General features: G+C 62.3%; 8 protein-coding genes. 3 read left to right on the top strand and 5 right to left on the bottom strand.

Features of this window, described 5'->3' with window-relative positions; genetic code table 11:
- Nucleotides 1–154 precede the first annotated feature (154 nt).
- The 4 genes from C1X29_RS25475 to C1X29_RS25460 form a co-directional block, all read right to left on the bottom strand.
- Entirely contained in the window at nucleotides 155–1,825 is a 1,671-nt protein-coding gene (locus C1X29_RS25475) for a bifunctional protein-serine/threonine kinase/phosphatase (RefSeq protein WP_102718657.1), read from the bottom strand.
- A 7-nt stretch (nucleotides 1,826–1,832) separates the two neighbouring features.
- Nucleotides 1,833–3,044 (bottom strand): NarK/NasA family nitrate transporter, encoded by a 1,212-nt coding sequence (locus C1X29_RS25470; RefSeq protein WP_102718656.1) that lies wholly within the window; start codon nucleotides 3,042–3,044, stop codon nucleotides 1,833–1,835.
- 430 nt (nucleotides 3,045–3,474) lie between these two features.
- The gene (locus tag C1X29_RS25465) at nucleotides 3,475–4,050 is read right to left on the bottom strand and encodes an ANTAR domain-containing response regulator (protein ID WP_007916390.1); all 576 of its coding nucleotides are present in this window, start codon (nucleotides 4,048–4,050) and stop codon (nucleotides 3,475–3,477) included.
- A 15-nt stretch (nucleotides 4,051–4,065) separates the two neighbouring features.
- On the bottom strand, nucleotides 4,066–5,277 hold the full coding sequence (locus tag C1X29_RS25460; protein WP_102718655.1) for a CmpA/NrtA family ABC transporter substrate-binding protein: 1,212 nt from the start codon (nucleotides 5,275–5,277) through the stop codon (nucleotides 4,066–4,068).
- Nucleotides 5,278–5,499: 222 nt separating this feature from the next.
- Here C1X29_RS25460 and C1X29_RS25455 point away from each other — a divergent pair, with 222 nt between their 5' ends.
- Complete coding sequence (locus C1X29_RS25455; protein WP_011333259.1) at nucleotides 5,500–6,519, top strand: quinone-dependent dihydroorotate dehydrogenase; 1,020 nt, start codon at nucleotides 5,500–5,502, stop codon at nucleotides 6,517–6,519.
- A gap of 138 nt (nucleotides 6,520–6,657) precedes the next feature.
- Here the strand turns inward: C1X29_RS25455 and C1X29_RS25450 are convergent, their stop codons facing one another.
- Nucleotides 6,658–6,873, bottom strand: coding sequence for a ribosome modulation factor (locus C1X29_RS25450; protein WP_003223300.1), 216 nt, complete (start codon nucleotides 6,871–6,873; stop codon nucleotides 6,658–6,660).
- A 530-nt stretch (nucleotides 6,874–7,403) separates the two neighbouring features.
- On the opposite strand from C1X29_RS25450, the gene rlmKL reads away from it, so the two are divergent.
- Nucleotides 7,404–9,674, top strand: coding sequence for a bifunctional 23S rRNA (guanine(2069)-N(7))-methyltransferase RlmK/23S rRNA (guanine(2445)-N(2))-methyltransferase RlmL (gene rlmKL / locus C1X29_RS25445; protein ID WP_102718654.1), 2,271 nt, complete (start codon nucleotides 7,404–7,406; stop codon nucleotides 9,672–9,674).
- Nucleotides 9,675–9,820: 146 nt separating this feature from the next.
- On the top strand, nucleotides 9,821–11,160 hold a 1,340-nt coding region (locus C1X29_RS25440), incomplete at its 3' end, for a CHASE domain-containing protein (RefSeq protein WP_146023269.1).

Here is an 11,160-nt window from a genome sequence, read left to right as displayed (position 1 = left end):
GGTCGGGCTTTATGTCAGTTGGAAACGTTAATGCAGTGGTTGTGCCAAGTTGCGCTGAGCCGCGATTTCACTGGGGTAATGCTGGAAATGGCCAGATGTTCGATGTGGTTTTTGCACTGAATGGAAGCGGCACGCCCGTTAATGGAGCGCCACATCAGCCATGAAACAACAGGAACAGCAGGACCAGATTGCCCAGCAGTGCCAGTAACGCCAGTGTCCGCCAGACCTTCAACGGCTCACGTTCCAGCAAGGGACGAGGGCGCACACTCAGGCTGCGGCGCTCACCTTGCTCCAGAATCAGCAGCCATTCCTCGGCGGTTTCATAGCGTTGCAAAGGATCGGCCGCCACACCGCGTTCCAGACACTGCGCCAGCCACTCCGGCAGATCCGGGCGATAGCGACCGGCACTCACCGGCACCCCGAAACGCGGGCGCTGGAAGGGTTCGATCTCGCCGTAGGGAAAATGCCCGGTGAGCAAGAAATACAAGGTCACGCCCACCGCATACAGATCCTGTTGTGCGCTGGGTACTGCGCTTTGAAAGGCTTCCGGTGCGATGTAGCTGGGGGTTCCGGGCAGGGTCGACGGTGCGTCCTGCGACAGACCGGGGCAATACGCCAGACCGAAATCCAGCAGGCGCAACTCGCCGTCGTCCCCCAGGTGCAGGTTTTCCGGTTTGATGTCGCGGTGCAGGATCTGCCGTCGATGCAACAGGCCGACAGCCCGCAGCAGGCGTTCGGCCAGATCCTGCCACTGAGCCAGTGGCAGCGGGCCGCTTTGCCCGAACAACTGAGCCAGGGTCGTCCCCGAATATTCACGCATCACGTAGTACAAATGCTGACGCTGACCAGCGCTATGGACTTCGGGAAAGTGCCGCCCGGCGACGCGTTTGAGAAACCATTCCTCCGCCAGCAAGGCCTGACCGGCCTGAGCATCGTCTGCCAGTTGTGCAGGCAAAGTCTTCAACAGCCAGGCTTGGCCCTGACCATCGAGCACGCGATACAGCAATGATTGCTGGCTCTGACCGACGATCCCTTGCACCTGCCAGCCTTCGAATGCCTGACCCGGTTTCAGCGGCGGGGGCAGCGGCCACTGCTGCAAATGAATCAGCGCATCGCCAAGGCTGGCCTCGCCGACGGCATCCACTCGCACCAACAGCGCGCTGGCGTTGTCCTGACTGCCGGCCAAGTGCGCGGCGTTGACCAACGTTTGCGCGGCACTGTGCAGGTCCGGTTGATCGCGCAGAATCCCGGCGATGGTGGTATCGCCAAGCGCAGCCCACACGCCATCGCTGAGCAGTACAAAACATTCGCCGTCACGCAGTTCGCCATCGAGAAAGTCCAGCACCAGATGCTGATCCAGTCCCAATGCCCGCTTGAGCACATGCTGCATGCCCGGTTGATCCCAGACGTGATCCTCGGTGATCCGTTGCAAGGTCTCGGCGTGCCAGCGATAGACCCGGCAATCGCCTACGTGGGCCAAGGTAAATCGCCGGCCGCGCAGTACCAGCGCACTGACCGTGGTGAGCAGCGGCTGTCCGCTACCGTTGGCCTGCAACCAGCGGTTTTGTGCGAGCAGCAGACGATCGAGGGCCTGGGCCACGCTCCAGGTTTCCGGGGTGGCGTAGTAGTCCAGCGCCAGCGCCTGCAAGGTCGAGCGCGCGGCCAGCCCGCCATCGGCGCACTGGCTGACGCCGTCGGCGATGGCGAACAGGAAACCCTTGCTGGCAGCCAGCGCTGGGGCGGGGGTCACCAGGCGCAAAGCGTCCTGATTTTCCGCGCGGGGGCCGGTGGCGCTGGCTTCGGCAAAGCTCAGTTGCAGAGCCATTCGGGCTTCAGACCCGGGCAACGGTCACGGCCGCCGAACCCCAAGTGGTTCTCCAGCGACGTTTGACCCCGTGCAGGCCGAACCACGCCAGCACGCCAAGGCTGGCGAACAACCACAGCGCCAGCTGATAGCTGCCGGTGCTCTGTTTGATCGCGCCCATGCCTGCCGCCAGGGCAAAACCGCCAATGCCGCCGGCCATGCCGATCAGCCCGGTCATCACGCCGATTTCGCGCCGGAAACGTTGCGGCACCAGTTGGAACACCGCGCCATTACCTGCGCCGAGACCGAGCATGGTGCAGACGAAAAGAGCCAGCGCCGCGTAGGAACTTGGCAGGTTGAAACCGACCGCTGCGATGCAGACGGCGGCTACCGTGTACATCGCCAGCAGGGTGCGGATACCGCCGAACCGGTCCGCCAGCGCGCCACCCAGCGGACGCATCAGGCTGCCGCCGAACACGCAGGCGGCGGTGTAGTAACCGGCGGTCACCGGGCTCAAACCGTATTGATCGTTGAAGTAGCCGGGCAGGGCGCTGGCCAGACCGATGAAGCCGCCGAAGGTGACGCTGTAGAAAAACATGAACCACCAGCTGTCGCGATCGCCCAGGGCCTTGAAGTAGTCGGCCATGGACTTTGCTTTCGGCCGCTCCGGCGCGTTTTTCGCCAGCCAGGCGAACAGCACCAGGGTCAGGATCAGCGGAATCAGGGCGAAACCGAACACATTGCTCCAGCCGAACGCCGCCGCCAGCACCGGGGCGATCAGTGCCGCGAACACAGTCCCGGAATTGCCGGCCCCGGCGATGCCCATCGCCTTGCCCTGATGCTCCGGCGGATACCACTGCGAGGCCAGCGGCAGGGCCACGGCGAACGAGGCGCCGGCCATGCCGAGGAACAAACCGAGCAGCAGGGCCTGTTCGTAACTGTGGATGCCAAGCTTCCAGGCGCCGAACAGTGCGCAGATCACGATCACCTGGCCGATCAGCCCGGCGGTTTTCGGCGACAGGCGATCGGCGAGCATGCCCATCGCAAAGCGCAGCACCGCGCCGGCCAGAATCGGCGTGGCCACCACGAGGCCGCGCTGTTGGGTGGTCAGGTGCAGGTCGGCGGCAATCTGCACCGCCAGCGGGCCGAGCAGGTACCAGACCATGAAGCTCAGGTCGAAATACAGGAAGGCCGCGAACAGGGTCGGGGTGTGGCCGGATTTCCAGAAGCTTTTATTCATCGCGCACCTCAGCTGTAGAGAATCTCGAGAAGGAGTCAGAACCAGCACAGTGGGGCGCCGCCACGGCCGCACCACCGGCCCCGGGCTGTGGGGCCAAAACGCAAAAACGCCGCTACCCGGATCGCCGAAAGGGGCGAAGAAGGTGAGCGACGTCTTTGTCGTAGGTGGGGCAACCGCCGTTGGTTACCTGTAGGGATTGCTTAGCGAGATTTGTGCCAAGTCAAAATCAAAAGCCCCTCACCCTAGCCCTCTCCCGGAGGGAGAGGGGACTGATCGGGGGATATTCGAGAGATACGCCGACGTGAACGATCGGCTTTGAATCCATAATCGACTGGGTTTTTCAGGTCGATGTATGACGCAAGACACTGCGGTCGGTTCCCTCTCCCTCCGGGCGGTCCGACGTTTCGGGAGGGTTAGGGTGAGGGGCTTTTCAGCCGAGCAACTCGCTCATGGCAATGATCTGCTCCGCCACCTGAATCAGTTTCTGCTGGCGGCTCATGGCCTGGCGGCGCATCAGGGTGTAGGCCTCTTCTTCGTTGCAGTCCTTCATTTTCATCAACAGGCCCTTGGCCAGTTCGATTCGTTTGCGCTCGGCCAGTTGCTGGTCGCGGGCCTGAAGCTGGGCGCGCAAGGCCTGATCGCTCTCGAAGCGGGCCATGGCCACGTCGAGAATCGGCTGCAGGCGTTGTGCGTGAATGCCTTCGACGATGTAGGCACTGACCCCGGACTTGATCGCCTGACGCATCACGCCGGGGTCATGTTCGTCGGTGAACATCACGATCGGCCGTGGCTGGTCGCGGCTGACCAGCACCACTTGCTCCATCACATCGCGGCTCGGTGACTCGGTATCGATCAGGATCACGTCCGGACGCACCGTTTCGACGCGCGCCGGCAGGTCGATGGTCAGACCCGACTCGTCGATCACCTCGAAACCGGCCTCGGTCAGCGCGGCTTTCAGGCGTCCGACTTTTTTCGCGGTGTCGTTGATCAGCAGAATGCGCAGCATGTTCGCGGTCTCCTGTCAGCGTTGGGCGAAAAGGGGCGCGCTGTCGCTCAGCGCGTGGAGCTTGAAGCTTCGGGCGTAGGCGGCCGGGTCGCTGCCGTCCCAGATTTTGCCGTCGATCAACTGGCTGCTGCGCATGTCTTTGCCCCAGGCCGCGACGCCCACAGCAGTCGCCGCGTCGCGATAGATCTCCAGTTGCTGCACCTGACGGGCGACGGCGAGGTAATCCGGGTCATCGCGCAGCAAACCCCAACGGCGGAACTGGGTCATGAACCACATGCCATCCGACAGGTACGGCAGATTCACCGCGCCATCGCCGTGAAAGCGCAGGGCGTGCGGATCCTGCCAGCGATTGCCGAGGCCATCGTCGTAGTTGCCGAGAAAGCGCGGTTCGATGCAGGACACCGGGGCGTCGAGGTACTCGCTGGCGCTGAGAAGTTGCGCGGTGCTGCGGCGGTTTTCCGGGCTTTCTTCGATAAAACGGCTGGCTTCGAGGACCGCCATCACCAGCGCGCGGGCGGTGTTGGGGTATTGCTCGACGAAGGCGCGGGTGCAGCCGAGGACTTTTTCCGGGTGATCGGGCCAGATGGTCTGGCTGGTCGCCAGCGTGAAACCGAGATCCTGCTGCACGGCGCTGGCCGCCCACGGCTCGCCAACGCAGAGGCCATCAATACGCCCGGCCTGCAGGTGCGCGACCATTTGCGGTGGCGGCACCACCACGCTGTCGACATCCTGCAACGGATGAATGCCCTGGCTCGCCAGCCAGTAATACAGCCACATGGCATGGGTGCCGGTCGGAAAGGTCTGGGCGAAGGTCAGTTTTGCGCGGGTTTGGTGCACATGGTGGTGCAGCGCTTCAGGACCGGTCACGCCCAGGCCCTGCAAACCGTGGGACAGGTTGAGACTCTGACCGTTCTGGTTCAGGCCCATCAGCACCGCCATGTCGGTCGGCGCGACACCGCCGATGCCCAAGTGCACCGCGTAGATCAGACCGTAAAGGCTGTGGGCGGCATCGAGTTCGCCACTGACCAGATTGTCCCGCAGGTTGGCCCAGGAACTCTGGCGCTTGAGGTTCAGGGTCAGGCCGTAAGGCTGGGCAAAGCCCTGAGTGGCCGCGACCACCAGCGAGGCGCAGTCGCTCAGGGCCATGAAACCGAGGTTGATCGCGCTTTTTTCCGGGGCATCGCTGCCGTTGACCCAGGCCAGCGGCCCGGCGGAAGTTTGAGTCATGAAAGCCACCCTCAAAAAAAACGTCGTCCCAGGCTTTGCCCGCGCAAAACCGAGAGACGACGCCATTGTCCTTGCCTGCACGCCACCATTGGCCTGCGGGCTGATGCCGGGGAAGGTGCAAGGCATATGCCATGCGCACGGATTTGCCCGTGCGCCTCGCGCGGCGGGGCGATGCCCGGCTATAATCGCCGCCTCTTTTCGCCGCCCGAGTCATAGCCGCCCATGTACACCCTGGCCCGTCAGCTGTTGTTCAAACTTTCCCCGGAAACCTCCCACGATCTGTCGCTGGATCTGATCGGCGCGGGCGGGCGTTTGGGCCTCAACGGCTTGCTGTGCAAGGCGCCGGCGTCGCTGCCGGTGAATGTCATGGGCCTGCAGTTCCCGAACCCGGTGGGGTTGGCAGCCGGTCTGGACAAGAACGGCGCGGCCATCGACGGCTTCGCCCAGCTGGGTTTCGGGTTTGTCGAAATCGGCACCGTGACCCCGCGCCCGCAGCCGGGCAACCCGAAACCACGGATTTTCCGTCTGCCGGAAGCCGAGGCGATCATCAACCGCATGGGTTTCAACAACCTCGGTGTGGATAACCTGCTGGCGCGGGTGGCGGCGGCCAAATACAAAGGCGTGCTGGGGATCAACATCGGCAAGAATTTCGACACCCCGGTCGAGCGCGCGGTGGACGACTACCTGATCTGCCTGGACAAGGTCTACGCCCACGCCAGCTACGTCACGGTCAACGTCAGTTCGCCGAACACCCCGGGCCTGCGCAGCCTGCAATTTGGCGACTCACTCAAGCAATTGTTGGCGGATCTGGCCACGCGCCGCGCTGAACTGGCCCTGCGCCACGGCAAACATGTACCGCTGGCGATCAAGATCGCGCCGGACATGACTGACGAAGAAACCGCGCAGGTTGCGCAAGCGCTGATCGAAACCGGGATGGACGCGGTGATCGCCACCAACACCACCCTCAGCCGCGTGGGCGTCGAAGGCATGGAACACGGTGACGAAGCGGGCGGTCTGTCCGGCGCGCCGGTGCGTGAGAAGAGCACCCACACCGTGAAAGTGCTGGCGTCCGAGCTGGGCGGCAAGCTGCCGATCATCGCGGCGGGCGGAATCACCGAAGGCAAGCATGCGGCCGAGAAGATCGCTGCCGGCGCGAGCCTGGTGCAGATCTACTCCGGCTTCATCTATAAGGGCCCGGCGCTGATCCGCGAGTCCGTGGACGCGATCGCCGCCAAACGCTGATCGACGGACATAAAAGGCAGGCATGAAAAAGGGCTCCTCGAAGGAGCCCCTGGGCCGTAGCCCGCCGTCCGGGAAGGACGTGCATGGTGATCAGGTTGTTACGAAATCAGATTGTCGTGTCGGAATAAGTGCCCTGTGTCAGCCGACGGCGTGAAGTTCGTTGAGTCTGTGGATTCCCGCAGTGCCGGTCATACCGTCCCAGTTGTCGCCGCGTCCTTCTCGCCAGCCGTTGATCCAGGCTTGACGTACCGACGGTAGAGTAAATGGGCAAAGCTCACGGGATTTGCCACCAACGCCATATTGATATCCGCGCAAAAATGCTCTTTCCAACGGATCACGCTTAAGTCTTCTCATAGGGTGTTTCCCTCACTTGTTGACTGTTTTTGTCGCGTCGACCTCAACTGAGGTCTGGCAGAAAAACTCTGCCGTTGGCGGCTCGCTGCCGGCGTGGCGAGCCAAGGTGTTGACGCCGTTGCGACGTCAACCTGTGTCCAGTTCTAACCAATGAGTCACATCGATGGAATGACTGTTTTGTCATAAGGACGTAACGAAAAAGATGCTATGGCCATAAGTAACCGCGTATTTATCCAATGTTTGTTGGCCAAACCCCGGTATGATCGGCCCCGCGCTGGATGATGAGGTTAATCCTTTAGTGAGAATGACCCACGTTTACGCTGGGGTACTATTCGACGAAGGGTTGCTTTGAGTCATTTTGTTGCTTCAACTTTTTTATCTGTCCCGGCATCTAAGCTCTTTTAACCCGAGCAGCGGGGATGGAACGGCACACCTTCGTGCCACGCGGGCGCTCTTGTAGAAAAGCGCCTGATTGAAAACCGGATCGGCAATGCGTTGCCGGTTCATTAGCCAAAGGCTCTGGAAAAACCATGTCCGACCGTTTCGAACTCTTCCTCACTTGCCCCAAAGGCCTAGAAGGCCTGCTCATCGAGGAAGCCGTCGGGCTTGGCCTTGAAGAGGCCCGCGAACACACCTCCGCCGTGCGTGGCATGGCGACCATGGAAACCGCTTATCGCCTGTGCCTCTGGTCGCGTCTGGCCAACCGGGTGCTGCTGGTGCTCAAGCGCTTCCCGATGAAAAACGCCGAAGACCTGTACCACGGCGTACTCGACGTCGACTGGCAGGATCACATGCTGGCCGACGGCACCCTGGCCGTGGAATTCAGCGGCCATGGCTCGGGCATCGACAACACTCACTTCGGCGCCTTGAAGGTCAAGGACGCCATCGTTGACAAACTGCGCACCCCGCAGGGCGACCGTCCAAGCATCGACAAGCTCAATCCGGACCTGCGCATTCACCTGCGTCTGGATCGCGGCGAAGCGATTCTGTCCCTCGACCTCTCCGGCCACAGCCTGCACCAGCGCGGTTACCGCTTGCAGCAGGGCGCTGCGCCGCTGAAGGAAAACCTCGCGGCGGCGATCCTGATCCGTTCCGGCTGGCCGCGCATTGCCGCCGAAGGTGGCGCGCTGGCTGACCCGATGTGCGGTGTCGGCACGTTCCTGGTCGAAGCCGGCATGATCGCCGCCGACATGGCACCGAACCTGCGTCGTGAGCAGTGGGGCTTCACCGCCTGGCTGGGTCACGTACCGGCGCTGTGGAAAAAACTGCATGAGGAAGCCGTCGCGCGTGCTGCTGCCGGTCTGGCCAAACCGCCGCTGTGGATTCGTGGTTATGAAGCCGACCCACGGCTGATCCAGCCGGGCCGCAACAACGTCGAACGCGCCGGCCTGAGCGAGTGGATCAAGATCTATCAGGGCGAAGTGGCGACCTTCGAGCCGCGTCCGGACCAGAACCAGAAAGGCCTGGTCATCTGCAACCCGCCGTACGGCGAGCGTCTGGGCGATGAAGCCAGCCTTTTGTACCTCTACCAGAACCTCGGCGAGCGTCTGCGTCAGGCCTGCCTGAACTGGGAAGCGGCGGTGTTCACCGGCGCGCCGGACCTGGGCAAGCGCATGGGCATCCGCAGCCACAAGCAGTATTCGTTCTGGAACGGCGCGCTGCCGTGCAAGCTGTTGTTGATCAAAGTCCTGCCGGATCAGTTCGTCACTGGCGAGCGTCGTACCCCGGAGCAGCGTCAGGCCGAACGCGAGCAGGCTGCTTACGATCAGACGCCGAACGAGCCGCAAGAGCGCAAGTTCAACAAGAACGGCAATCCGATCAAACCGACGCCGGCCCCGGCGCCAGTGATCGAGCAACCGCGCCTGAGTGAAGGCGGGCAGATGTTTGCCAACCGCCTGCAAAAGAACCTCAAGGCCATGAGCAAGTGGGTCAAGCGCGAAGGCATCGATTGCTACCGCGTCTACGATGCGGACATGCCGGAATACGCCATGGCCATCGACCTGTACCACGACTGGGTGCACGTTCAGGAATACGCCGCGCCGAAGTCGATCGACCCGGAAAAGGCCTCGATCCGTATGTTCGATGCGCTGGCGGCCATCCCGCAGGCGCTGAACATCGACAAGAGCCGCGTGGTGGTCAAGCGCCGCGAGCGTCAGAGCGGCACCAAGCAGTACGAGCGTCAGGCGGCTCAGGGCAAGTTCAATGAAGTGACCGAGGGCGGTGTGAAGTTGCTGGTCAACCTCACCGACTACCTCGACACCGGGCTGTTCCTCGACCACCGGCCAATGCGCATGCGGATCCAGAAAGAGGCCGCCGGCAAGCGCTTCCTCAACCTGTTCTGCTACACCGCGACCGCCAGCGTGCACGCGGCCAAGGGCGGCGCGCGCAGCACCACCAGCGTCGACCTGTCGAAAACCTACCTCGACTGGGCGCGCCGCAACCTGTCGCTCAACGGTTTCTCCGACAAGAACCGTCTGGAGCAGGGCGATGTGATGGCGTGGCTGGAGAATTCCCGCGACGAATACGACCTGATCTTCATCGATCCGCCGACCTTCTCCAACTCCAAGCGCATGGAAGGCATCTTCGACGTGCAGCGTGACCAGGTGCAACTGATCGACCTGGCCATGGCCCGACTGGCGAGCGGTGGGGTGTTGTACTTCTCCAACAACTTCCGCAAGTTCCAGCTTGAAGACAACCTGGCCGAGCGCTACGCGGTCGAGGAAATCACCGCCAGCACCATCGACCCGGATTTCGCCCGTAATGGCAAGATCCACCGCGCCTGGAAAATCACGGCTCGTTGACGCTCTGCAAAATTGGATCCACAGAGCCTTGATTTTTAAAGGCTCTTGGATCCGTTCAGAGCTAGCCAAATTAGTGGCTAATAGCTATAACTCACACACGGCCGATGGGGTTTTTCCCGCAGATGCTGACGTAGTGAGTGGCTTTTATGTCGTTGCACCCCGTGCGCCCGAAGATATTGGGTTTTATCAGCGAAGACGTCTCGGCCTGGCTGGTCGGGGTGCTGGTATTGCTCGCCGGCGGAATTCTCACGGGGCTGCTCGCCTGGGGCACCCTCAATCAGTTTCACAGCCAGTTGCGCCAACGCTTTCAGCTGCTGGCCAACGAGCGCTACAGCCGCATCGAAGAGCGTTTTCAGGATCAGGAGCAACGTCTCGATGGCCTGCGCCGGTTCTTCGCCAACTCCGAATCGGTGTCCCGCGCCGAATTCGACGGTTACACCCATCCTCTATTGCTGCGCACCCAGGCTTATTCGTTTGCCTTGCGGGTGAGCGGTGCCGAACGTGCCGCCTTCGAGCAGCGCGTGCGAGATGAGGGCCTGAGCACCTTCAGCGTGCGCGAACTCAATGCGCGCGGCGAACTGCAACTGGCCTCCGCCCGCGATGAATACGTGGTGGTGTTGTACAGCCAGACCCAGAGCCGGCTCGGTTCTCCGCTGGGTTACGACTTGCTGGCTCAGCCGTTGCGCCGCTCGACCCTGGAGCGCGCCGACCAGCTTCGCAGTCTGGCAGTGTCGCAGCCGATGCATCTGGTCGGTATCGAGCCGGCTTACGCCCGCGGCGTATTGCTGGTGGCACCGGTGTTGCGCGAAGGCGAGCCCAGATCATACGGCTACGTGATGGCTGTCATAAGCATGCGTCAGCTGCTGGCGGACGGTTTGCCGGATGCGTTCCATGACTATCTGTCGGTGCGCATCCTCGATCTGTCTACCAACGATCAGCATGAAGTGCTGTTCGAATCGACCAATGAACCGGCGCCGAGCGATCTGTCCGCTACCCGGCTGGTGCGCATGGCCGATCACGACTATCAGGTGGATATCCTGCCGAGCGAAGCGTTCATGCAGGCCAACCATTCGTCGGTTGGCAGCGTGGTGGTGCTGGGCGGACTGCTCAGTCTGCTGCTGAGCGCGCTGCTTTATGTGCTGGTCAGTCAGCGCCAGCGCGCGTTGCGCATGGTCGAATTGCGCACCCAGGAACTGCATGAGCGCGAACAGGAACTGCGCGGCACCCACGGTCAGTTGCGCGGGGTGCTCAACGCGGCGACCCAGGTGGCAATCATCGCCACTGACCTGCGCGGGGTGATCAACACCTTCAACCCCGGCGCCGAGCAGATGCTCGGTTATCTCAGCAGCGAAGTGGTCGGCCACATGACCCTGGAAAATCTGCACTTTCCCCGGGAACTGGTGGCCCGCGCGGCGGAGCTCAGCGCCCGTTATGGCAAGACCATTCCGACCTGTCAGGCGATGCTGGTGGAGGGCGGGGAAGTGGG

The sequence above is a fragment of the Pseudomonas sp. GW456-12-10-14-LB2 genome (assembly GCF_002884345.1).
GTDB lineage: Bacteria > Pseudomonadota > Gammaproteobacteria > Pseudomonadales > Pseudomonadaceae > Aquipseudomonas > Aquipseudomonas paraglycinae.
This window is presented reverse-complemented; position numbering and strand designations above follow the sequence as displayed.

What these genes read in the sequence shown, in the direction of transcription:
- C1X29_RS25475 (WP_102718657.1), bottom strand. Translation starts at nt 1,825, where the DNA reads ATGGCTCTGCAACTGAGCTTTGCCGAAGCCAGCGCCACCGGCCCCCGC.
- C1X29_RS25470 (WP_102718656.1), bottom strand. Translation starts at nt 3,044, where the DNA reads ATGAATAAAAGCTTCTGGAAATCCGGCCACACCCCGACCCTGTTCGCG.
- C1X29_RS25465 (WP_007916390.1), bottom strand. Translation starts at nt 4,050, where the DNA reads ATGCTGCGCATTCTGCTGATCAACGACACCGCGAAAAAAGTCGGACGC.
- C1X29_RS25460 (WP_102718655.1), bottom strand. Translation starts at nt 5,277, where the DNA reads ATGACTCAAACTTCCGCCGGGCCGCTGGCCTGGGTCAACGGCAGCGAT.
- C1X29_RS25455 (WP_011333259.1), top strand. Translation starts at nt 5,500, where the DNA reads ATGTACACCCTGGCCCGTCAGCTGTTGTTCAAACTTTCCCCGGAAACC.
- C1X29_RS25450 (WP_003223300.1), bottom strand. Translation starts at nt 6,873, where the DNA reads ATGAGAAGACTTAAGCGTGATCCGTTGGAAAGAGCATTTTTGCGCGGA.
- rlmKL (WP_102718654.1), top strand. Translation starts at nt 7,404, where the DNA reads ATGTCCGACCGTTTCGAACTCTTCCTCACTTGCCCCAAAGGCCTAGAA.